Consider the following 24,705-nt stretch of genomic DNA (forward strand, 5'->3'; position numbering starts at 1 on the left):
CCTTTTTACTTTCATTAAAAAATAATTAATAATTCACTTGACCTAGCTTTTAATAGTTAAGGGTCAAATTCAAAATAAAATTAAAAATGGCAAAAGATATTAAGTTTGACATAGATGCAAGAGACGGCCTAAAAAGAGGTGTTGATGCATTAGCAAATGCTGTAAAAGTTACTTTAGGCCCAAAGGGTAGAAACGTAATTATCAGCAAATCATTTGGTGCACCACAAGTAACTAAAGATGGTGTAACCGTTGCAAAAGAAATTGAATTAGCTGACCCATTAGAAAATATGGGAGCGCAAATGGTAAAAGAAGTTGCTTCTAAAACCAATGATTTAGCAGGTGACGGTACTACAACAGCTACTGTTTTAGCACAAGCTATCGTTAAAGAAGGTTTGAAAAACGTTGCTGCAGGCGCCAACCCAATGGATTTAAAAAGAGGTATCGATAAAGCTGTTGAAGCTATCGTTGCAGATTTAGCCAAACAAGCTAAAAAAGTGGGTGATTCTTCTGAAAAAATTAAGCAAGTTGCTTCTATTTCCGCTAATAACGACGAAACTATTGGGGAATTAATTGCTCAAGCTTTCGGTAAAGTAGGTAAAGAAGGGGTTATTACTGTTGAAGAGGCTAAAGGAACAGATACGTATGTTGATGTTGTTGAAGGCATGCAGTTCGACAGAGGTTACCTTTCTCCATATTTTGTTACCGATTCTGAGAAGATGGTAGCACAATTAGAGAACCCATACATTTTATTGTTCGACAAGAAGATTTCTTCAATGAAAGATTTACTTCCGGTTTTAGAGCCAGTAGCACAATCTGGTAAGCCTTTATTGATTATTGCCGAGGATGTTGATGGTGAAGCATTGGCTACTTTAGTAGTGAATAAATTAAGAGGTTCTTTAAAAATTGCCGCTGTTAAGGCTCCAGGTTTTGGTGACCGTAGAAAAGCAATGCTAGAAGATATTGCAATTTTAACTGGTGGTACTGTTATTTCTGAAGAAAGAGGTTTCTCTTTAGAAAATACTACTCTTGACATGTTAGGTACTTGTGAAAAAGTACAAATAGATAAAGACAATACTACAATTGTAAATGGTGGTGGTGTTGCAAAAGATATCAAAACAAGAGTTAATCAGATTAAATCTCAAATCGAGACAACTACATCTGACTATGACAAAGAAAAACTTCAAGAGCGTTTAGCTAAGTTAGCTGGCGGTGTTGCGGTACTTTACGTAGGTGCAGCTTCTGAAGTGGAAATGAAAGAGAAAAAAGACCGTGTTGATGATGCATTACACGCTACAAGAGCTGCCGTTGAGGAAGGTATTGTTGCTGGTGGTGGTGTTGCATTGGTAAGAGCAAAATCTGTTCTTAATAAAGTATCTACTGAAAATGAAGATGAAGCTACAGGTTTACAAATTGTAGCTCGTGCAATTGAAGCTCCACTTAGAACTATCGTATCTAACGCTGGCGGTGAAGGTTCTGTTGTAATCGCAAAAATCCTTGAAGGCAAAGGTGATTATGGTTACGATGCTAAATCTGAAAAATATGTTGAAATGATGAAAGCTGGTATTATAGATCCTAAAAAAGTAACTAGAGTAGCACTGGAAAATGCAGCTTCTGTTGCAGGTATGATCCTTACTACCGAATGTGCTTTAACCGACATTAAAGAAGATACTCCTGCAGGCCCGCCAATGGGTGGCGGTATGCCAGGAATGATGTAGTGGCGAGGCACCACAGCCAATAATTAATTGGTTTGCGCAGTCAATATAACTTTAAACCGCTCTTGAAATTTCAAGAGCGGTTTTTTTGTGGTATAAAAATTGATGACTTCGTTTTAAGAAAATTCTTGAATATGGAAGCTGCTACTCGTTTAAGGTGTTTAATTTTAGTTTTTACTTTGATACTTTCTCAACAGCTTTTAGCACAACAGTATTCAAAAAAAATTCCTCTACATTTAAATAAAAGCGCCTTTATAAGCGGGGAAAGTATTCAATACAGTAGTTATCTCTTAAATATAAACTCATATGAACTTTCTCCAGAACCAGAATACATTAATATTCAACTTTTAGATTCTCAAGGAAATATAATTGACAGCAGGGTAACTTTATCCACTAATGGTGTGGGCTCGGGAGGGTTTATTTTAGGCAATGATTTGAAATCTGGTCCAATATTACCTTCAGGCATACACTGAGCCTATGAATAATCTTAACAAAGACTATTCATCCGTATACCTAATTTCAATAATAAATTTAGACTCTGGGCTTCTACCTAAACTATCCAACTCTTCTAAAATTAAAATAGAGTTCTTTCCCGAAGGCGGTAATTTAGTTGAAGGCATATTCAATTCATGCGTGATACAGGTAAGAGATATCTTCAACAAACCTTTGCAAGTAGATTCAATAATACTATCAAATAACAAAGATTTAAAGAGACAGCTCATTAAAATAAATGAAATGGGTCTTGGTAAATTCTCATTGGTACCTAATAAAAATATTAATTTCATTATTACTGCTTTTCACCAGCGAAAATCTATTTCTGTTCCTTTAATGAGTTCAAATGAATTGGGCTACGTACTCACGGCAAGCACCAATCATATAAAAAAAGAGGTGGCTATTTCTATTAGAACGAATGAGGTCACTAATAATCTTATGGGGCCTAACCCTATTACCCTACTTGTAGACGCCGGAAATAAAACAGCTTTGTTAGATATACCAGTGGTGTTGACCGAACTTAAAAAGGAATTTTTACTCCCTTATATGAAATTGTCCAATGGCATCAACACTATTTCTCTTTTAGGAAAAAACGATTCTGTTTTGGCGTCTAGAAGCATCTTTATTCTAAAAGAACAACAAATAACCCCTCCAGAAATAACCGCTATTAAAAAAGAGAATGATTCTCTGACAATTCGTATTAAAACAACATTAACAGGGGAAGACAACTTTAGGCCGAGTATTAGCGTATCTGTTCTTCCTTAGAAAACCGCTTCACAAGCCGATCACTTTTCCATCAACACCAAAGACACAAATATCGGTATTCTTTCGCTGCACAATGTAAAGTCCGAACAAAATTCAAAGCCACTTAATGACCAACTCTATATTGCCGATTTAAGTTTACTTACTGATCGAACAATTGTTTATACTTACCAAAACAAAAATTCAGGTAAACACCAAAATTTATCTTCCATTAACGGCTATGTAAATCTTTTTAAAACGAAAAATGATTCTTTAACAGTAATGCTTTATTCACGAGATAACGAACTCTTTGAAACGACGCCCTTAGGAAAAGATAAAAAATTTCAATTCAATAATGTACCGTTAAAAAACAATAGCTCAATTTCGTTAACCATACTAGACAGAAACGGAAAAGCTATTTATGCTAATTTTTTCTTTACAGTTACACCCTTTCAAGGAAAATACAAATTCAACTATAGCAATTTAAAAGACCAAATAAGCACTGTTTTGTTTGACTCTATCGAAAATCCTCTTCCTGTCACATCAAAAGAGATTTCATTAGACGAGGTAGTAGTAGTGGATAACAAACTTAAATATGCCAAATTCTTTGGTGAGTTCAATGGTCGCAAAGTTGATAGCACCATGTACAATTTTAATACCCTTGGTAACTACATGAAACAATTTGGCTTAAAGAGTCGATATTTTCCAACAACTACTTCTTCTTTAGCTGACATCAAAAGAGAGGGGTCAGTACAATTACACAAAATAAGCTATAGTTTAACTGGTAAACCTATTTATGCATACCCAAGCATGATTTTTAACGGTATATATACCAATTATGTCATGGATTATACAGAAACTAGAATGGAGTTTATCGATGAAATCTATTATCCAAAAGAAAAAAAGGAGACCCCGGTCATTTCGTAGTCTTTACCAATGAAAAATACAATAATCAACCATTAGCCGAGAGCGATAAAAATAGTAAAGAATTTACTATTGCCAAAGGGTATGATGGCTCAACAAATTTTGTGAGACCTCTCTACACATCTTTTGATAATAGTAGCTACCAAAAATGGGGAGTAATCGGGTGGTTTCCACATTTAACACCAGACCAAAATGGTATTATAACTTTCAAGGTGCCAGATGATGGACAAAAAGAACTAAACCTTCAACTTGTTGGTGCTTCCCAGAATGGTACACTTTTTAATCAAAATATATTGTGTACAGTTCCAAACTAAGTCCAGAAATAGAATCCCGAAAAAAAATATTCATCAATTTGATAATTATGAAAACAAAAAAACCACCTTCTTTATTTACAGAAGGTGGTTTTATCGTCCAAGCGGTATTGCCTTCTAAAGGCTATAACCTGACTACTTCTTCTTAGGAGCAGCTTTTGGAGCAGCCTTTTTTCCAGCTTTTGCCGGAGAAGGTTTTGCAGCTGGTTTCCCTGCTGATTTTGCTTGTGCCATTGATATAAAATTTAAAATAAATCTATACTAATGTATTTCAGATTTTGATTCGTGATCATCTTATTGGGAAAAAATTAACTAAAATTCTTCACCTAAACTTCAACCTAGTATTTGACTAAAACAAAAGTAATTATAACTACTTATTTTCATGATGATTTCCATCATCAGAATTATCTTCTCTATACTTACAGCAAGGGTGTACATTATTATAAGCTTCGTCTGTTGCTTTTAATTCTTTGGTATCATGTCCTACATTAACAATAGCCGTTTTAATCTTCATAGCATCGGTTTTACGCTCATCCATAATAACAGCTAATTGATGTGTTGGTATATCCCAATTTGCATATTTCACTCCTTTTACATTCAAAGCAGCTTCTTCAATACGTTCCTTACACATGGCACATTTACCATTAACGTCAAAAGTCATTTTTTTGTTTTTGTCTTGCGCGTAGGCCACTACCGCAATCAGCATCATTGCCATTGATAAAATTGTTGTTTTCATAGGTACTATAGTATTTGTTAAGTATTAAATTTTAAATCTGAATCCGCCATAAAACATTCTTCCCATTATTGGCGCATATACAATGGAAGTATCAAAATTAGGGCCAAAAGGTTCATTTGCACCTAAAACCGGATTATTTTGTTGCTCATTAGTTAAGTTTTCCCCACCTACATAAACTTCAAACTTATCTGAAAAAACTTTAGTAATCTGGGCATTCATTAAACTGTAGGGTGATGAATATTCCCCTAACTGATAGGCTGCTTCATTTGAACTTGTATCCGGTAATCTCATTTCTCCTAACGTATGCAAGGTATAATCAAACTTCCATTGGGCGCCGTTATCCTTGGTTTTTGTCTCATACCCTAAGTTAGCAAAAAATCTATGTTGTGCGAGTAATGGTTTTTGTAAATTTCCACTCTTATAGTCGGTTGAAACGTCATAAAATTTGTAGGAAGTTCTAAAATTTAAACGTGTTAAAAGCTCATAATTCACCTCTACCTGAAAACTCTTAGCACTACTCTTACCCTCCAAATTATAAAAAGAAACTTCTTGCGAATTTTCCCAATCTACCACAACCTGATCTTCAAAATCCGTGATGTAATAATCCAGCGAAATATCACCCTTTCTATTTAAAAAATTAAATCCCTGTAGAAAACTAACGCCATAATTCCATGCATCTTCTGGCTCCAAACCATAGACGCTACCACCGGCGACGTCAATATTAATTGTTCTAGCCGATGCAAATAACTGCTGATTTTCTGCAAAAATATTAGCAGCTCTTTTACCTCTACCAAACGACCCTCTTAAACTTCCTTTTTCCCAAGGGGTATACCTAATATGAAATCTGGGAGTTACAAAAGTCCCTAATCTATTATGGTTATCTACACGCAAACCAGCAGTAAGACTCACTTTTTCCAAGTTCTCATAGCTATACTCAAAAAATGCCCCAACAGACGTGTCATCTCTAGAATAATCTATTGCTGTTACCATTTCATTATAACCATCATAAGCGAATGTTATTCCTGTCTTAAACTTGTTTCTGGTATCGCCAATAATAGAATTAAACAATAGATTGCTATAAATACTTTCATGATTGATGTCATACGTTCTAAATCCGAAATAGGAATCTTGCTTATGTAGACTATAAGAAGTTTGAAAACCTAAACTTTGAAAGGGTAATTCTGGAAAAACATAACCTAATTTCAAAGAGGTATCAAAACGACGGGTATTAATTTCGCTTCCCCACACTTCGGCTCCGCTCAGTGACCCATTGGTTCCGTCTACCCTATCTGTATCGGGATTAAAGTCTACTTGACCAACTTGTTTTTCATCATTTAAAAAACGAACATTAAAGAAACTAACCCATCCTTTTTCTGCATCTTGATATTGCCAACGATTCATCACATTTATTTGTTCCCCTAAAGGCGCATCTAGAAATCCGTCTTCATTATTATCTTCTTTTTGAGTTCTAGTATTTCCATGAAGGTACAATCCTGTACTCAACTTTTCGGTTAGCTTTCTATTGAAATGGCTATTCAACTCATATCGCCCATTTTGGTTAGCATATCCGTTCACAAAAACTTCATTATCAGTTAATGGTTTTACAAGCTCTGTATTTATTTGACCAGATATACTTTCGTAGCCATTAACCACACTACCAGCTCCTTTGGTAATCTGAATACTCTCTATCCATGTTCCTGGTGTAAAGGTTAATCCGTATGCTTGTGATGCACCACGTACCATAGGAATATTCTCTTGGGTGATTAATAAATACGGACTCGTTAAGCCCAACATTTGAATTTGTTTGGTACCTGTTAGTCCATCAGAAAGGTTTACATCGATAGACGGATTAGTTTCAAAACTCTCCGCCAAATTACAGCAGGCCGCCTTCAATAATTCTGCGCTATTCACCGTAATGACATTCTGCGGACTGAAATACGTTTTTTGAATATTATCACGCTCTTGCTGCACCACGACCTCATCTAACTCATTAGAGGGTTTTAGACTAATTCTTAAGGTCTTCGGTTCATTTACCGTCAGTGTATCCGACTCAAAACCTACATAACTAATTATTAATCTATTGAATTCTTTTTTAAATGGTATTGAAAATTTACCATCGAAATCTGTTACTACTCCCGTCTGGGAATCTTGCCAATAGACGTTTGCTCCAGATAGACTTAAAGCATTTGCGCCTTCAGAATCCAAAACTACCCCCTCTACTTTTTCTTGAGAAGATACATGCCCTGACACCAAAGCAATTAGTACTATAATTATATATTTTTTCATATATATTTTATAAAATATGATCAATTTATTTTCACTGTTCTTAATCGTAATGCATTTGCTATTACTGAAACAGAACTAAAACTCATAGCCAAAGCAGCGATCATAGGGGATAGCAACAATCCAAAAAACGGATATAACAATCCTGCCGCAATTGGGATGCCCACGGTATTATAAACAAGTGCAAAAAACAAATTCTGTTTTATGTTTTTCATAACCACTTTACTTAAATTATGCGCTTTTACAATTCCATGTAAATCACCTTTCACTAAAGTAATAGAAGCACTTTCAATCGCAACAGCGGTACCTGTACCCATAGCAATACCTACATCACTTTTTGCCAAAGCAGGGGCATCGTTTATACCGTCACCGGCAACGGCTACTTTTTTACCTTCTGCCTGTAAACGCTCTACTTCAGCCAGTTTATCCTGGGGAAGCATACCAGCTTTAAAATCAGCTAAACTTAAATGATCCGCGACCGCTTTTGCCGTATCGTGATTATCACCCGTTAACATGATTACAGATATACCAGATTTCTGAAGTTCTTTTAATGCCTTTTTACTGGTTTCTTTAATTTTATCACCAATAGCCACAAAGCCTATTGCTTTACCATCGACAGCTAAATAAGATACCGTTTTGCCTTGCTTTTGGTTTGCTGAAACAACTATCAGTAAATTTTCCGGGATAGTAACCTTAGTTTCCTCCATCATCTTACTATTTCCTAAAACAACGAATGCACCATCAATTTTACCAGAAACACCCATTCCGGTTACGGAACTAAACTCATCGACCTTTAAAATAGATACATTTTTTGATTTTCCATAATCCACGGTGGCATCTGCTAAAGGATGCTCACTGTGCTGATTTAAAGAAACAATGTATTTCAATACCAAGTCTTCATCGACATCACCAATACTTCCTACCTTTTCAACAGACGGCTTGCCTTCTGTTATGGTCCCGGTTTTATCAACAATTAGTGTATCAATTTTATCCATTCGTTCTAATGCTTCGGCATTCTTTATCAACACCCCAGATTGTGCACCTTTACCCACACCCACCATAACTGACATTGGCGTAGCCAAACCTAAGGCACACGGACAAGCAATTATCAATACCGCAATGGAATTTACCAAAGCATACACATAGGCCGGTTCTGGTCCAAAAACGACCCAAACAACAAAGGTTATAATTGAAATAAATACGACTGTAGGAACAAAGTAACTTGATATTTTATCCGCTAATTTCTGAATCGGCGCCTGACTACGACTAGCTTTGTTCACCATATCGATAATTTGCGATAATAAAGTATCTGCACCCACTTTTTCGGCAGTCATGACAAAAGAACGTTTACCATTTATAGTACCCGAACTTACATTATCACCGATTTGTTTTTGCACAGGAACAGGTTCTCCTGTAATCATAGATTCATCAACAGCGCTTTCTCCTTCTTTTATGACCCCGTCAACCGGTATTCGATCCCCTGGTTTTACACGAAGCAAATCTCCCTTTGAAATTTCATCGATAGTTATAATTTCATCTACTCCATCTACAACTCTTACCGCTTTATTAGGAGCTAATTTTAAAAGTTCCTTAACAGCGGAATTCGTTTTACTATGTGCTCTTGCTTCTAACAATTGACCAAAAAGCACCAAGGTTAAAATGACCGTTGCCGACTCAAAATACACATGCACCGTGCCTTGACTTGTTTTAAATTGTGCCGGAAAAAAGTCTGGCACCAAAATAGCGAACAAGCTAAACAACCAAGCCACCCCTGCACCGATACCTATCAAAGTAAACATGTTTAAATTCCATGTTTTCACCGAACGATAGGCACGTTCAAAAAACATCCATGTGGCATAAAATACTACAGGAATAGAAAGCGCAAATTGCACCCAGTTCCAATGTTTTAAGCTTAAAATGTTTTGTAGAGGATTATTTGGTATCATCTCTGACATTGCAATTATAAAAATGGGCAATGTAAAACCAACTGCTATTTTAAACTTACTCAAGAGTTTTTGATAACTTTTTTCCTCTGCTGAAACGTCAGCCTGCTTAGGTACCAAGTCCATACCACATACAGGACAATCACCAGGTTCATCACTAATTACCTCAGGATGCATAGGGCAGGTATATTGCTCAACTTTTGTATTTACAGCATTTGCTTCTTCAACGAGATCCATACCACAAACAGGGCAATCACCAGGTGCTGAATATGTTTTCTCTCCCTCGCAATGCATTGGACAATAGAATGTCCCATTGCCGTTCTCTAACTTCTTAGGTTTAGGCACTTCTTGAACATCAACGCCTAATTCATGAATAGAATAATGACCACCATCCGCTTTCATAGCAGCCTGTAACTTCTTCAATGGCACGTTCTTCTCCATCTCCAAAACTGCTTCTGCCTTTTCCAAATTTACTTCTACACTAGTAATCCCTTCTATATTAGCCAAAGTATGCTCCACATGACTTCTACAACCATTGCAGGTCATACCAGCTATAGTATATGTATGCTTCATACCCATTTTTTAATTAATACACTTTACTTATTTTCATTAAAAGATCTATTTGTTAATCCTTTTTTAGAATACTACTGTTGCTCTTTTATTGGCTTCTTTTCAAAAAGATTAAGTTTCCCATTTCTATAATTTATAACGTAAAGCAAATCATCTTTAATCATCATATCAGTAGGTTTATCTATTTGCTCCTTTAAAACCTGAAGAAGCTTACCCAACTTATCAAAAACCAAAACACGATTATTTTCAAAATCAGTTATAAATACTTCTATCTCAGAAACAAAAATGCCTGTTGCAGCATTCATCTTTTGGTCTTGCCCCATCATTTGTAGAAATCCTCCTTTTTTATCAAACACTTGAATTCTATTATTATAAGCATCTGCCACCCAAATCTTATCTTTTGTTATTTGGACATCTGTTGGATAGTAAAACTCTCCTTCTGCTTTACCCTCTTTTCCAAAAGACAGCCAGTCTACACCATTAAAATATAGAATTCTATTGTTGTAGAAATCCGCAATAGCTCTTTCATTCTCATAAACAGATATACCTGCAGGGGCATCTAAAGAATCTGCAATTTGCATTACAAATCTTCCTTTTCCGTCAACAGTTTCTACAGCATCTTTTCCATACTCAGGAATAAAAATTGTTTCTTTTAAAGCATCAATATGCATTGGCCTGTCTAACGAATCTATAGTTTCTGTAATCTTCCCTTCGTCGTCAATCTTTACTAATCTATTATGATCACCATCTGAAATCCAAATAATCCCATTAACTTGAGTTAAACCTATAGGATTTACCCCATCTAATTGAATGGTTTTAGACAACACCCATTCTTTTGGAAGTTCCTCTTTTTCTTTACAAGCCGATACAACTAGTAAAAAGGCTGTGACGTATATAAAATGCTTCATAATTAGTATTTTAAACGTTCGTACTTACAGCATGCTGGCAACTTTCTGTAATCATCGGTATGCGCCTGATGCTTCTTTGTGTCATGACCAGCTACTGCCACCTCTTTTTCAATCTCTTGGATTGAAGTTAAACCGGCATCAAAAGAAACTTTCATAATTTTAGTATCCTTATCCCAAGACACATCAGAAACTCCTTTAACGGCCCCAGCAGCTTTAGTAATCCTAGCTTCACACATAGCACAATTACCTGCCACCATTACATTTTTACTCACTGTACCTTGTGTTTTCTTAGACATTTCAGCAGTTGCAGCTTCTTCAATTTTGCCATTAGCTCGTTCCACTTTAGCAGTTATTGGCGTATAACCTGCTTTTTCAACTTGCTTTTCAACATCTGTTAGGGTCAAAGCTTTTTCTGCTGGATAAGAAAAACTAAAGTCTCCTGTTTCAATATCTATCTTAACATTTTTTATTCCTTTAAATTCCTTAAACTTTTTCTCTAGCCCATATGCGCAAAAAGGACAACCTAGTCCGTCTACTTGGACCATAAACTTATCTCTACCTTCTTGTGCTACTGCGGTAGTAACCATCATTAGCATTACTATTACTGATACTATTATTGATTTTTTCATCATTATAAATTTTAAATGTTTTTATTAAAAAGAATATCTAGAGCCTAAGAACAGGCTGTATTTTAATTTACGCCCCTCCTCAATGTCATTTACTAAAGGTACTTGAACAGCTAAGTCAAATGTGACATTTTTGCGCGCATACTGCACACCTTGTGCATATAATAGTTGATACCAATCTCGCTCAACCAACCAGGAGTTGGTATACTCAAAATATAGATTTACTTGTTTATTAGGGTACTGTGGTTTTAATAATGGTAGACCAAAACCTATTTTATGAGTCAATGCATCTAGACTCCCGTCTGGAACCCAATTATACCCTAACTCATTTGAAATTCCATATTTTAAAGATTCATAGCCGGCAACAATACCATAGTAACCTGCATATTTACCGGTACTTAAGTCCATAAGGTCTAACTCTTTTCCTGTAGGTAAGGTTTGCAACGTTTTTGCAACCATTCTAAACGTTTTTCCAGTACCGTCTTTTCTATAAAACTGATACTTTCCCATAATTTTAACATCCGCTAAACCACTGCCTCTAGGACCATTATCTATATCATAATTAAGATATGGTACGTGTACGGCTACTAAAGAATTTGAGGTAGGCAAATAGTGTAACATAAAGGGTATATAAGTAAAATCACCTCTTTCTGTATGTCTAATTTCGGTCAAGGTTTTTACTGTAAAACTGCCACCACCTAACATTATAGGTTTATCTGCAGTTATTGGAGGACCTTGGGCCTCAATAGTGTGTATCCCTAATAGGATAATGGCTAAAAGCCAAAATATATTTTTCATTGAATAATTAAATTTGATTAAAAAATGTATAAACGCTATAATGCGCTGTTGTACAGGTTTTAGATCAAATCAAAAAAACTTGGTGAAGAATATTCAAATCTTTTGCCAGTATTGGCGGTGGATATGAATCATAGACAATATTCTTTTCAACTGAATCTTGAAACAAGCCTAAGTAAGCACTTGTGAAAGAAACTAAGAATACTTGTTGGGAAAAATCGAATTTCGAGAAGTCGTGCGTCAAATCATCCTGACCCTGTATCGTAAAAACCTCATTATCGCAACAGTGCTTTTTATCTATAGATGAATCTCCCAATAAAGCCAAGCCAGCTTCCATGCCACAATCAGCTGCTGTATTGAACAAGGCAATATCCATAACTCGCCCCATACATAAATGTTTCTCTACTGTCCAAGATATCGTAGACAGCAACAACAGCAAAGCCATTGAAACAGAAAACAGTTTATGAAGCAAATTTTTCATCTTTGCAAATTTACAAAATATTACAACTCAACCTTTTTATTACCTCATCTCTTAACGAATATTTAAGTTACCTCTATTGTATTTATGGGTTTTAAGTATGATTTTTGCCCAAAATATAAATTTATTACCATGTTTAACGCTTTACGCCCTCAGGTAAGCTCTATAATTGACTCTAATAAAACTCCAGATGCTAGAATGCAGGATATCTGCGAGCTCCTAAAAGCCGAAATACCACATTACGACTGGGTTGGCTTTTATTTTAAAAATGGTGATAAACGCGAACTAAAATTAGGCGCATACGCAGGGGCTCCAACAGACCACACCATTATTCCCTACGGAAAAGGAATATGTGGACAGGTAGCTGAAAGCAACCAAAACTTTGTTGTTCCCGATGTACAGGCACAAGACAACTATATTGCATGCAGTATTACTGTTAAAGCAGAAATTGTAGTTCCATTATTTGTGAATGGTGAAAACATTGGACAAATAGACATAGATTCTAACACTCCTGATCCTTTTACAAAGGCCGATGAGACCTTTTTAGAATTCGTAAACGCAGAAGTAGCTAAAATTCTTTAAAACTTTAGGCTTTTTGTTGATAACCCAAGGTGATTCTTAGCTGCAAAAAAATTACTTTTGCTTGCTTATTAAAACCTTATAAGCATCTTACAATGAGCAGTGTTAAAAAAGCATCTTCAGCCTTAATTTCAGTATTTCATAAAGATGGGCTAGAACCTATCGTAAAGAAATTTCAAGAATTAGGAATTACTATATATTCCACAGGTGGAACTGAGAAATTTATTACCGATTTAGGTATTAATGTTGTTCCTGTAGAAGATGTAACTAGTTACCCTTCTATTCTTGGCGGTAGAGTTAAAACCTTACACCCAAAAGTATTTGGTGGTATTTTGAATAGACAGGACAACGAAAGTGATGTTGCCCAACTAGCAGAATTCGAAATTCCGCAAATTGATATTGTTATTGTTGATTTATATCCGTTCGAAAAAACGGTTGCTAGTGGCGCTTCTGAGCAAGATATTATAGAAAAAATTGACATAGGCGGAATTTCATTGATTCGCGCAGCTGCCAAAAACTTTAAAGATGTTACCTGTGTTTCTTCTATGGAAGATTATGCAGATTTTCTTGAAGTTGTTTCTGCAGATAACGGAAACATTAGCTTAGAAGACAGAAAGCGTTTTGCTGCAAAATCTTTTAATGTTTCTTCCCATTACGACACTGCAATTTTCAACTATTTCAACAAAAACCATGATATTGCTGCTCTTAAAGTAAGTGAGACTCAAGGTAAGGTTTTACGTTATGGTGAAAACCCACACCAAAAAGGATTCTTCTTCGGAGATTTTGACGCTATGTTCTCAAAATTACATGGTAAAGAATTATCATACAATAACCTATTAGATGTTGATGCGGCAGTTAATTTAATGTTGGAATTTAAAAATGATGCTCCCACTTTCGCAATTTTAAAACACAACAATGCGTGTGGATTAGCACAGAGAGAAACGTTACACCAAGCTTATGTAGACGCTTTAGCTGGTGACCCAGTTTCTGCTTTTGGCGGTGTACTTATTAGCAATAAAGAGATTGATAAAGCTACAGCAGAAGAAATTCACACATTATTTTGCGAGGTAGTAATAGCGCCAAGTTATAATACCGAGGCTCTTGAAATTTTAAAAGGAAAGAAAAATAGAATTATCCTTATCCAGAATGAGGTTGAAATGCCAGAAATGCAAGTAAGAACTTGCTTAAACGGTATGCTTCTTCAAGAAAAAGACCACAAAACCGATACAATAGCCGATCTTACAAATGCTACAGATACAAAGCCAACAGCACAAGAGCTGGAAGATTTAATCTTTGCATCTAAACTTTGTAAGCATACAAAATCGAACACCATTGTAATTGCAAAAAATAAACAACTTTGTGCTAGCGGTACCGGACAAACTAGCAGAGTAGATGCTTTAAACCAAGCTATACACAAAGCACAAACCTTTAATTTTGACTTAAAAGGGGCGGTTATGGCTAGTGATGCTTTTTTCCCTTTTCCTGATTGCGTTGAAATTGCAGGCAAGGCAGGTATAACAAGTGTAATTCAACCAGGCGGATCTATAAAAGATCAATTAAGCGTTGATTATTGTAATGAGCATAAAATTTCAATGGTCATGACAGGTACACGTCATTTCAAGCATTAATTTCATTACTTTTGTCGATAAAATACACCCTTTTATCTAAAATATAAATATCATATATGGGATTTTTTGATTTCTTGACCGAGGAAATAGCTATAGATTTAGGTACAGCCAACACCCTTATTATACATAATGATAAGGTAGTAGTAGATAGTCCGTCTATAGTTGCCAGAGATAGAATTAGTGGAAAAATAATTGCTGTTGGCAAGGAAGCCAACATGATGCAGGGTAAAACCCATGAAAATATAAAAACAATTAGACCATTAAAAGATGGTGTAATTGCTGATTTTGATGCGTCTGAAAAAATGCTGATGATGTTCATTAAGAATATTCCGGCATTAAAGAAAAAATGGTTTCCACCGGCATTAAGATTAGTTATTTGTATCCCATCTGGGATTACCGAAGTTGAAATGCGTGCAGTTAAGGAATCTGCGGAGCGTGTAAACGGAAAAGAAGTATATCTTATTCACGAACCTATGGCCGCAGCGATTGGAATTGGTTTAGATATTATGCAACCTAAAGGAAATATGATCGTTGATATAGGTGGAGGTACCACTGAAATTGCAGTTATCGCTTTAGGAGGTATTGTTTGTGATAAATCGGTTAAAATTGCAGGTGATGTTTTTACCAATGACATTATTTATTACATGCGAACGCAGCATAACCTATATGTTGGTGAAACTACGGCAGAAGCAATAAAAATTGAAATAGGTTCCGCTACTGAAGATTTACAATCTCCACCAGATGAGAAATCTGTACAGGGACGAGATTTATTAACAGGTAAACCTAAACAAGTTCAAATTTCATATAGAGAAATAGCAAAAGCATTAGATAAATCAATTTTACGTGTTGAAGATGCCGTAATGGAAACATTATCGCAAACTCCCCCAGAATTAGCTGCCGACATATACAACACTGGTATTTACCTTGCTGGCGGTGGCTCTATGTTACGTGGACTAGACAGAAGGCTATCTCAAAAAACAGATTTACCCGTGTATATTGCTGAAGACCCATTACGTGCTGTTGTTAGAGGTACTGGTATTGCGCTAAAGAATTTAGAACGCTATAAGAGCATATTAATTAAGTAAGAAGTTCGTTATATGCACAACTTCTTACTTATTTGTAAAAACTTTGAGGAAAACTCAAGATTCGTATAGTAATGATTAATGATAGAATTTCGAGGCAAACCTCGAAGAAAATTGCCTCGCGGCAATCAGGTTTGAATCTCAATCATCAAGTAAAAATTTAAGGGTGAATGCAGCAGATTATAAGTTTTCTAATTAAGTATAAAACCTTTCTATTATATCTATTTCTGTTATTAATATCCGTAATTTTTACTTTTCAATCACATTCTTATCATCAGTCAAAATTTTTAAACTCCTCTAATTTCATCACCGGAAACATTTTTTCATTTTCAGATAATATTACCAATTATTTTAATCTAAGAGAAGAAAATAATAGCCTTGTTGAAGAAAACAAAAAGCTTCGAAAAAAGCTTTTTAACAGCACTCATTTTTTTGGATCAACTTTAGATACTACCGCTGTTGACTATGAAGTGGTAAGCGGTAGAGTAATTAACAACAGTTATGCAGACCAACGTAACTACGTTACTGTAAATAAAGGCGAGAACGACGGTATTGCTCAAGATATGGGCGTTATAACCGACAAAGGAATCTTAGGTATTGTTGAAAATACATCTAATAATTTTTCTACCGTACAAAGCATTTTAAGTGATAAATCGAACATAAATGCTAAAATTAAAAATTCTAATCATTTTGGATCATTAGTTTGGAGCAATACACAAGACTATAACGTAGTTCAATTAATAGACATACCACGTTTAGTAGCCTTAACTATTGGAGATACAATTGTTACCGGTGCAATGAGCAGCATATTTCCTGAAAACATTCCAATAGGCACCATAAAAAAGTTTGACCTAGACAATTCTAAAAGTTTTTATTTTATTGATGTAGAATTATTTAATGATATGACCAATATTGGTAATATTTATATCATTAAGAATTTAAACAGAAAAGAAATTTTACAATTAGAAGCAGAAACAGAAGCCAATGATTAATAGCGCTTTCTTTTTTAACGTACTCCGATTTATTTTGCTGGTATTGGTACAGGTACTAGTATTTAATAATTTAAATTTCTTTGGTTATATAAATCCTATGGTTTATATACTGTTTTTATACTGGTATCCAATAAAACAAAATAGAACAACTTTCATAATACTTTGCTTTTTCTTAGGGCTTTTTGTTGATATTTTTTCAGATACTCTCGCAATCAATGCTGCTGCAACCCTTACAATAGCTTACTTACGCCCAACTATTATGCGTTTTGTTTTCGGAGTAAATTACGAATTTCAAAGTTTTAAGTTAAACAATAGCACTAAGGCACAACAATTTACGTTTTTAGCGTTATTGATTATAATACATCATTTGGTATACTTTACTTTAGAAATTTTCAACTTCTCGAATAGTTTGTTAATTCTACAAAAAACCGTTAGCGTGGGTATCACCACTTTGATTTTATGTATATTGTTTAGCACATTATTCAGTAGTAAAAAAGAATGAGAAAAATTCTTTTATCGTCCATTATCATTGTTATCGCAATTACTTTTTTGGGAAGGCTATCCTATTTGCAAATATTTAGCTTTTCAACAGCTCAGATATTAGAAGACCCAGCAATTAAAGCAATTTACGATTATCCGGAACGCGGATATATTTATGACCGTAACGGAAGTCTGTTAGTAGGTAATGACCCAGCTTACGATGTCATGGTTATACCAAGAGAAGTGAAACCATTGGACACTTTAGAATTCTGTAGCTTACTAGGTTTGGAAAAAGATAAGTTTATAGAAAAATTAAAAAAAGCTAGAGTTTACTCCCCTAGATTGCCTTCCGTTTTGGTACCTCAATTATCTAAGCAAGATTATGCCAAGCTGCAGGAGAAAATGCGGAAATACAAAGGTTTTTACATACAAAAAAGATCATTGCGATATTACGACACGCCAAGTGCTGCAAATGTTCTTGGTTATATTAGCGAAGTAAATGAAGGTGATCTTGCCGTAAACAAATACTATGTACAAGGAGAACTTAAAGGTAGAACCGGCGTAGAAAGATATTATGAAGATCTTTTAAGAGGCAGAAAAGGTGTACAATACATTCAAAAAGACAGATTTAATAGAGATATTGGCCCATATAAAAACGGCACTTTAGATACGTTACCTGAACAAGGAAAACAAATAAGTATTACTATTGACAAAAAACTTCAAGAGTACGGTGAACTTTTAATGAATGGAAAAAGAGGTGGTATTGTTGCTATAGAACCCGCTACAGGCGAAATTCTATCTATGATTTCAGGACCTACTTACGACCCCGCTTTATTAGTTGGCAGAGAACGTTCTAAAAATTACACCCAGCTTTATAACGATACTATTGCAAACCCTACATGGGACCGCTCAATACATGCGCAGCAACCACCTGGATCACCATTTAAAACGTTAAATGCCCTGATTGCATTACAAGAAGGCGTAATCGATGAATCGAGCACCATTCAATGTTACCATGGTTTTTACGTAGGTAAGAAAAAAAGAGGCTGCCACTGTGGCGGCGGATCACGCAATATGAACCAAGGAATTTACCTATCATGTAATGCTTATTTCGCTGGAACATTCAGAAAGATTTTTGAAAAATTCGATACAACGGATGACGCCATGGATGTTTGGGAAAAACACATGCGTAGTTTTGGACTTGGTGATTACCTGGGCTACGATTTACCTTTTGGTCAAAAAGGCAGAATACCTGATAAAGAATATTATGACAAGTGGTATGGTGATAACAGATGGAGTTCATCTTATATTATCTCAAATTCTATAGGCCAAGGTGAAATTTTAGCGACCCCAGTGCAACTAGCAAATATGACGGCTGCTATTGCCAATAGAGGCTACTATTTTACACCACATATTTTAAAGAAAATAGAAGGTAAAGATATTACCGAACCAAAATTTACGGAAGCAAAGCACACTACTGTTGACCCAAAATATTTTGAACCCGTAGTAAGAGGTATGGCAGATGTTTATACAAAAGGTACTGCCGCTAGATTACAAGTTCCTGGAATTGAAATTGCAGGTAAAACGGGAACTGCCGAAAATTTTACCAAAATAGACGGGGTACGTACTCAGTTAACAGATCACTCTGTTTTTGTTGCCTTTGCACCAGTTGAAAATCCAAAAATTGCAATTGCCGTATATATTGAGAATGGATATTTTGGTTCTAGATACGCTGGGCACATTGCCTCTTTAATGATTGAAAAATATCTAAAAGGAGAGATTACCAGAAAAGATCTTGAAAAAAGAATGCTAGAAAAAACGTTGGAAGCCGAATATGCGAAACCCTATAGTGGGGAGGAGTTTAAAATAAACGAGCGTGTCTGGTAGAAGTATTCTAAAACGTATAGACTGGTTAAGTGTTTTCATCTATTTAGCACTTGTATTAATTGGTTGGATCAATATTTATTCCAGTACATTCATAGACGAGCAAAGTTCTATTTTCGATATTGGCACACGATATGGAAAGCAATTATTTTTCATAGGAGTAAGTTTAGTTTCCATTATAATTATACTCGCTCTAGAGGTTAATTTTTACGAACGATTTTCCAGTATCTTTTATTTAATTTCTATGATGTCCCTTTTGGGGCTATTTGTATTTGGTAAAACAATAGCTGGAGCGACATCTTGGTACGACCTTGGTTTTTTCAACCTACAACCTTCTGAGTTGGCAAAAGTAGCTACCGCATTAGCGCTTGCCAAATACCTGAGCGATATACAAACCGATATAAAACGCAGAAAGGACCAACTATACGCCTTATTAATTATACTAATACCCGCAATACTTATTATTCCACAACCAGACCCTGGTAGCGCTCTTGTATTCTTTGCTTTAATTTTTGTGATTTTTAGAGAAGGACTTCCGCTATTTTATTTGGCAATTATTTTAGGCCTTATCCTAATATTTGTTATTACCTTAATGTTCGGTACCATATGGCTTATCATAGGTTTAGCTTTATTGACCATACTATTATTTGGTTTAAAAAAGAAGTCCTTTAAAATTCCGATTATTCCTTTATCACTTATTAGTGTTGCTATAATTCTCTTTTCACTTTCTGTAAATTTCGTTTTTAACAACGTTTTTGAACAACGCCATAGAGATCGTTTTAGTTTATGGCTACGCCTTGAAAAAGACCCAAAAAAACTAGAACAGATTAGAAAAACAATTGGTTATAATACCTACCAATCCGAAAAAGCTATTGAATCTGGCGGATTTTTTGGTAAAGGTTTTTTAGAAGGAACAAGAACAAAAGGAGATTTTGTGCCGGAGCAAGATACCGATTACATTTTTAGTACCGTAGGTGAAGAATGGGGATTTATAGGTACTGGCACAGTAATTCTATTATTTACAATACTGTTTCTTAGATTGATTTATCTGGCGGAAAGGCAAAAAAATGCTTTTTCCCGTATGTACGGGTACGGTGTAATATCTGTACTTCTTATCCATTACTTTATTAATATAGGCATGGTTATCGGCATATTACCAACTATCGGTATTCCATTACCCTTCTTTAGTTATGGTGGATCCGGATTGCTATTCTTTACTATTTTGCTGTTTATTTTCTTACGTTTGGATACTAATAGATTAAAAGAGAGTTTCTAGAATTTCCAACCAGTTGTGTTTTTACTACCTTCAAAAGCCTCTTGTTGGTTTATTGGTAATTCAACAAAAAAATCGATTCCTGTCTTTTTTTCGATTTCGTCAATAGATACCACAAAATTCTGCAGAGATGTAAATTGAGGTCTATTAGGTATCAAAAAAGACAAGGTATATATCTTATCCCCCTTTTTACGTGCAATAATCTTATAAAAAACATTAGGCACATCTACATCTTCTTGCCCTATCTCTTTTAACCCACTTTCAAGTACTCCACCTGTAAATACATATAACCTTCCATATTTCTTTGCCCAGCGTCTTGTTTGTTGCTCTAGGTCGTTCCAAATACCCGCATTAAACTCCCTGTTTTGCGGACTTATATTACTTGTATAAAACGTTTCGTTATAGGCTTGTAAAGAAAATCTGCGATCACCAGCTGGCACTAAATGTCCGCGATCATAACCTGATCCCTTGTAATTTTTGTAATCTGCGGATTTCGTTGAAACATAAGGGTCTTCTATGAAAAATGGTCGTTTTCTATCATCGTAGGTAAGGTGACTTTTATCTAATGTATAAGCCACCCATTCCGCTTGTTCATACGGTTCATTATAGGACAAGGTAAAATGTTCATGGTTTATAATTTCTCCTGTGGACGATAAGGGTAGTAGCTCTTTTGGAAAATCATTGTAAGTTGAACTATTATTGTTTTTGGAATACGAAGCAGGTGTATAGAAGTTTTCAAATAGCCAAAAGCCAACTACACATATAACGATTAAAATGCTATAAAGAGTTCCAGTTCTTTTACGGTATGCCATACGCCAAAATTACCGTAATTTTGTAAGATACTTGGCAATTTACCGACCAATAACCTTAATATTTAAAGTCTAAACGAAAGGAAAATTATGATGTTAACTTGGAAAGATATTATTCATTTTTCGGTGAATGGCAACCCTAAGCCTGATAGAAGAGTTGAAAAAACAGAACAGGAATGGAAAAAAAGCCTAACTCCTGAACAGTTTAGAATTACTCGATTAAAAGGAACTGAAGCCCCACATTCGGGTGCACTTTGTAGCGCACATGAAGCAGGTAAGTATGAATGTGTTTGTTGTGGCACTTCCCTATTCGATTCTACAATTAAATTTGAATCTGGCACAGGATGGCCAAGTTTTACACAACCTATTAAAGAAAGCGCAATTAAATACCATAAAGATGTATCGTACGGAATGGTACGGGTAGAAGTAATGTGTAATACATGTGATGGCCATTTAGGTCATGTATTCCCAGACGGTCCTGAACCTAGTGGATTGCGTTACTGCATTAACTCTGAATCTATGCAATTAGAAAAGGAGGGGTTAAATGGGTAATACGAACATAGAGATCGCCACTGTTGGTGGTGGCTGTTTTTGGTGTACCGAAGCTGTATTCGCAGAAGTAAAAGGTATTCATAAAGTTGTTTCCGGTTATACAGGGGGCAAAGCTCCAGGTAGACCTACGTACAGAGAAATTTGTTCGGGATTAACAGGACATGCCGAGGTGGTGCAAGTAACTTTTGACTCATCAATTATTTCATATGAAGATATTCTTATCATTTTCATGACTACACATGACCCAACTACTTTAAACAGACAGGGTGCTGATACCGGTACTCAATATCGTTCTGTTATCTATTTCCATAATAATGAACAACGGAAAAAAGCAAAATTTGTACTTGATGAAATGCAGGTGATTTACGAAAAGCCTATTGTTACCGAATTGAGTGCGCTAGGCACATTCTATGAAGCCGAAGATTATCATCAAGATTATTATAAAAATAATTCTGAACAAGGATATTGCCAAGTTGTAATTAATCCAAAATTAGCAAAGCTTAGAAAGTTACATGCCGATAAACTGAAGTAGAAAATTTTTAATACATAAAAAAAAGCCGCTACATTTTAGAATGCAGCGGCTTTCAACTTTATAATATCTTCCTTAACCTAATTTTTTACGCTAGCTAATTTACCTTGCTTAATTGTATTAAGTTTTAAATCTTCTAACACATTAACAGCTTCCTCCACATATACATCTTTAGCTAAATTTTTGTGCCATCTATCACGCTTTTCACGTAATACAGAATCTTTAGTAAACAACTGCTCTTCATAACCTAAAGACTTAAAAGTAAGTTTAGAATCATAATCAGTTAACCTTTTAAAGTAATCCGACTGCTCTTTATCCTTTTCTTTTTCTTCTTTATAAGTTTCGAAATTTAGAGAAATTTCAGTTTCATCTTGCTCGGCTTTCAACCATTTTGCATTCTCTTCTATCAATTTAATTTGCTGACTAGCCTCCATTCTCCTTTTACTATCGGCTATGGTTTTTTCATAATCTATATAACCTCCCCATGACTTATAATCTGCTGGGGTAATTTTATCCCACCCTAACGGATTGGACTGGTCTCTTTCTCCTAAATCTATATAGCTATACCTATCTGGAACAATAATATCACTCTTTACACCTTCTAATTGGGTTGAGCCACCGTTAATTCGATAAAATTTTTGTGTTGTAATTTTAATAGCCCCTAAATCTCCATGATCATTATTACGCAGCATGTTATTTAATGGAATAACATTTTGCACCGTTCCTTTTCCAAAAGTTTGCTTACTTCCTATTACAATAGCTCTTTTATAGTCTTGCATTGCTGCTGCCAGAATTTCAGAAGCTGAAGCAGATAATTCGTTTACCAAAATTACCAATGGACCATCCCATTGTATTCTTTCATCTTTATCATCATATACTTCCTTACCATCTCCTTTAGATCGTACTTGTACTATTGGTCCGTCTTTTATGAAAAGGCCTGCCATTTCCACAACAGTTTTTAACGATCCTCCACCATTATCACGTAAATCTAAAATTAAACCTTCCATACCCTCTTCCTTTAAACGCTCAACTTCTTTTGCGACATCGGTAGCGGCATTTCTTTCGTTATAATCATTAAAATCAACATAGAACTTTGGAAGATTTATAATTCCAAATTTCTCTTGCCCTTTAATAATATTCGCTGATTTAGCATAAGACTCTTCTAGTTCAACCACATCTCTGGTTAAAGAAACAACATCTAAAGAACCATCAACTTTACGTACTGTTAAATCTACGATAGTACCTTGAGCACCTTTGATCAATTTAATGGCATCGTCTAAACGCATTCCAACAATATTGATTGGCTCTTCTCCATTCTGACCTACTTTGATTATCTCGTCACCTACTTCTAACCGTTGATCTCTCCATACCGGTCCACCAGAAATAATTTCTACAATTTTTGCACCTTCCGATTTTTTTTGAAGTCTTGCGCCAATTCCTTCGAATTTTCCAGACATACTAGTATCAAACTTCTCTTTCTCTTCTGGCGCAAAGTAAAATGTATGAGGATCAAACTCATCTACAATGGTATTTATGTATTGTACAAACCAATCTTTACGTTCCAAATCATCAACAAAATCAAAAAACTCATCTAACGTTGCTTCTGTAGATTGTCTTGAATCCAATTCTGCCTCTTCTAATGAATGTGCTTCATGATCGTGTTCATCTGTAGATTCAATATCTTTATTTTCCATATGAACTATTTTAGAATCATAGGTTCCTAAAGTGGCATATTTCAATTGTTTCCTCCAGCGTTCTTTAAGTTCGTCTCTATTAGCTGCAAAAGGTTCTTCTTCATACTTAATACTTATACTTTCGTTATCAGCATAGTTAAATGGTGTTTCTAAAACTTCTTTATAAATATCCTTAGCATCTCCCATACGTTGCATTAACCTTTCATACACAACATTAAAGAAAGTAATATCGGTATTTTTGATTTCATCATCTATCTGATATTTATATTTCTCGAATTCTGCAATGTCAGATGCCATAAAATACCTTTTTGTTGGATCTATAACATCAATAAAATCTTCAAATACATTAACCGAAAACTCATCATTAAGCGCTTTTGGCTCATAATGCCCTTTTTCTAAAACGTATGTGATTAAATCTAATAACAACTTGTCCTTATCATCATTCTCAAAAGTCTTATTTGTAAAACTGCACGAAGCTACCGCAACGAGCATTAAAAGCAGTACATAAGCTAAATTTCTCTTCATAAAATTATCTTTTACCTTCTTCTTCTTCAATATCTCCGTATTTAATATTATTTGTAGCGTTATAGCTACATAAATGTCTAAGATAAAGAAAAAACCATGCCAATAAAGGAGCTAGGAATTAATTTTTTGTTAAACGGCACTTTGGCCTTATCACTTATA

At 35.1% G+C, this 24,705-nt stretch carries 22 protein-coding genes; 13 read left to right on the plus strand and 9 right to left on the minus strand.

The window, feature by feature from the left end; all coding sequences use genetic code 11:
• Positions 1–86 precede the first annotated feature (86 nt).
• The 5 genes from groL to BTR34_RS05815 all read left to right on the plus strand — a co-directional run bounded on the left by groL (position 87) and on the right by BTR34_RS05815 (position 4,183).
• Positions 87–1,715 carry a chaperonin GroEL gene (gene groL, locus BTR34_RS05790; protein ID WP_068487344.1) on the plus strand — a complete coding sequence of 543 codons (1,629 nt, stop codon included), beginning with the start codon at positions 87–89 and terminating at the stop codon, positions 1,713–1,715.
• Positions 1,716–1,777: 62 nt separating this feature from the next.
• Positions 1,778–2,185 (plus strand): hypothetical protein, encoded by a 408-nt coding sequence (locus tag BTR34_RS05795; protein ID WP_074472112.1) that lies wholly within the window; start codon positions 1,778–1,780, stop codon positions 2,183–2,185.
• A 4-nt stretch (positions 2,186–2,189) separates the two neighbouring features.
• Entirely contained in the window at positions 2,190–2,969 is a 780-nt protein-coding gene (locus tag BTR34_RS18735; RefSeq protein ID WP_068487347.1) for a hypothetical protein, read from the plus strand.
• A gap of 258 nt (positions 2,970–3,227) precedes the next feature.
• Entirely contained in the window at positions 3,228–3,872 is a 645-nt protein-coding gene (locus BTR34_RS05810) for a hypothetical protein (protein WP_068487349.1), read from the plus strand.
• A gap of 101 nt (positions 3,873–3,973) precedes the next feature.
• Complete coding sequence (locus tag BTR34_RS05815; protein ID WP_068487350.1) at positions 3,974–4,183, plus strand: hypothetical protein; 210 nt, start codon at positions 3,974–3,976, stop codon at positions 4,181–4,183.
• A gap of 367 nt (positions 4,184–4,550) precedes the next feature.
• Here BTR34_RS05815 and BTR34_RS05820 read toward each other — a convergent pair whose 3' ends face one another.
• The 7 genes from BTR34_RS05820 to BTR34_RS05850 all read right to left on the minus strand — a co-directional run bounded on the left by BTR34_RS05820 (position 4,551) and on the right by BTR34_RS05850 (position 12,522).
• Complete coding sequence (locus BTR34_RS05820; RefSeq protein ID WP_068487351.1) at positions 4,551–4,916, minus strand: heavy-metal-associated domain-containing protein; 366 nt, start codon at positions 4,914–4,916, stop codon at positions 4,551–4,553.
• Positions 4,917–4,940: 24 nt separating this feature from the next.
• The gene (locus BTR34_RS05825) at positions 4,941–7,202 is read right to left on the minus strand and encodes a TonB-dependent receptor (RefSeq protein WP_068487353.1); all 2,262 of its coding nucleotides are present in this window, start codon (positions 7,200–7,202) and stop codon (positions 4,941–4,943) included.
• Between the two features lie 20 nt (positions 7,203–7,222).
• The gene (locus BTR34_RS05830) at positions 7,223–9,715 is read right to left on the minus strand and encodes a heavy metal translocating P-type ATPase (protein ID WP_068487459.1); all 2,493 of its coding nucleotides are present in this window, start codon (positions 9,713–9,715) and stop codon (positions 7,223–7,225) included.
• Between the two features lie 71 nt (positions 9,716–9,786).
• A complete protein-coding gene (locus tag BTR34_RS05835; protein ID WP_068487355.1) occupies positions 9,787–10,620 on the minus strand; it encodes an NHL repeat-containing protein in 834 nt (277 codons plus the stop codon).
• A gap of 2 nt (positions 10,621–10,622) precedes the next feature.
• Positions 10,623–11,249, minus strand: coding sequence for a heavy-metal-associated domain-containing protein (locus tag BTR34_RS05840; protein WP_235843282.1), 627 nt, complete (start codon positions 11,247–11,249; stop codon positions 10,623–10,625).
• A 24-nt stretch (positions 11,250–11,273) separates the two neighbouring features.
• Positions 11,274–12,044: a hypothetical protein gene (locus BTR34_RS05845; RefSeq protein ID WP_068487359.1), complete on the minus strand. Its 771-nt coding sequence runs from the start codon at positions 12,042–12,044 to the stop codon at positions 11,274–11,276.
• Between the two features lie 64 nt (positions 12,045–12,108).
• Positions 12,109–12,522 (minus strand): HYC_CC_PP family protein, encoded by a 414-nt coding sequence (locus BTR34_RS05850; RefSeq protein ID WP_068487361.1) that lies wholly within the window; start codon positions 12,520–12,522, stop codon positions 12,109–12,111.
• Between the two features lie 129 nt (positions 12,523–12,651).
• Between BTR34_RS05850 and BTR34_RS05855 the strand changes: the two genes are divergently transcribed.
• The 6 genes from BTR34_RS05855 to rodA all read left to right on the plus strand — a co-directional run bounded on the left by BTR34_RS05855 (position 12,652) and on the right by rodA (position 20,440).
• A complete protein-coding gene (locus BTR34_RS05855; protein WP_068487461.1) occupies positions 12,652–13,101 on the plus strand; it encodes a GAF domain-containing protein in 450 nt (149 codons plus the stop codon).
• Positions 13,102–13,193: 92 nt separating this feature from the next.
• A complete protein-coding gene (gene purH / locus BTR34_RS05860) occupies positions 13,194–14,726 on the plus strand; it encodes a bifunctional phosphoribosylaminoimidazolecarboxamide formyltransferase/IMP cyclohydrolase (protein WP_068487363.1) in 1,533 nt (510 codons plus the stop codon).
• 56 nt (positions 14,727–14,782) lie between these two features.
• Positions 14,783–15,811: a rod shape-determining protein gene (locus tag BTR34_RS05865; protein WP_068487365.1), complete on the plus strand. Its 1,029-nt coding sequence runs from the start codon at positions 14,783–14,785 to the stop codon at positions 15,809–15,811.
• 167 nt (positions 15,812–15,978) lie between these two features.
• Positions 15,979–16,800, plus strand: coding sequence for a rod shape-determining protein MreC (mreC, locus tag BTR34_RS05870; protein WP_068487369.1), 822 nt, complete (start codon positions 15,979–15,981; stop codon positions 16,798–16,800).
• Between the two features lie 498 nt (positions 16,801–17,298).
• The gene (gene mrdA / locus BTR34_RS05880; RefSeq protein WP_068487372.1) at positions 17,299–19,167 is read left to right on the plus strand and encodes a penicillin-binding protein 2; all 1,869 of its coding nucleotides are present in this window, start codon (positions 17,299–17,301) and stop codon (positions 19,165–19,167) included.
• A complete protein-coding gene (rodA, locus tag BTR34_RS05885; protein ID WP_068487373.1) occupies positions 19,157–20,440 on the plus strand; it encodes a rod shape-determining protein RodA in 1,284 nt (427 codons plus the stop codon). Before mrdA ends, rodA begins: the two co-directional genes overlap by 11 nt.
• Here the strand turns inward: rodA and BTR34_RS05890 are convergent.
• Entirely contained in the window at positions 20,437–21,249 is an 813-nt protein-coding gene (locus BTR34_RS05890; RefSeq protein ID WP_068487375.1) for a DNA/RNA non-specific endonuclease, read from the minus strand. The two genes, rodA and BTR34_RS05890, sit on opposite strands and share 4 nt — an antisense overlap.
• Positions 21,250–21,339: 90 nt before the next feature.
• Here BTR34_RS05890 and msrB point away from each other — a divergent pair, with 90 nt between their 5' ends.
• Together msrB and msrA are read left to right on the plus strand one after the other, a co-directional pair.
• Positions 21,340–21,798 (plus strand): peptide-methionine (R)-S-oxide reductase MsrB, encoded by a 459-nt coding sequence (gene msrB, locus BTR34_RS05895; RefSeq protein ID WP_068487377.1) that lies wholly within the window; start codon positions 21,340–21,342, stop codon positions 21,796–21,798.
• On the plus strand, positions 21,791–22,330 hold the full coding sequence (msrA, locus tag BTR34_RS05900) for a peptide-methionine (S)-S-oxide reductase MsrA (protein WP_068487378.1): 540 nt from the start codon (positions 21,791–21,793) through the stop codon (positions 22,328–22,330). Before msrB ends, msrA begins: the two co-directional genes overlap by 8 nt.
• 77 nt (positions 22,331–22,407) lie before the next feature.
• On the opposite strand, the gene BTR34_RS05905 is transcribed toward msrA, so the two are convergent.
• Positions 22,408–24,546 (minus strand): carboxy terminal-processing peptidase, encoded by a 2,139-nt coding sequence (locus BTR34_RS05905; RefSeq protein ID WP_068487380.1) that lies wholly within the window; start codon positions 24,544–24,546, stop codon positions 22,408–22,410.
• Between the last annotated feature and the right edge of the window lie 159 nt (positions 24,547–24,705).

The sequence above is a fragment of the Maribacter hydrothermalis genome (assembly GCF_001913155.1).
GTDB lineage: Bacteria > Bacteroidota > Bacteroidia > Flavobacteriales > Flavobacteriaceae > Maribacter > Maribacter hydrothermalis.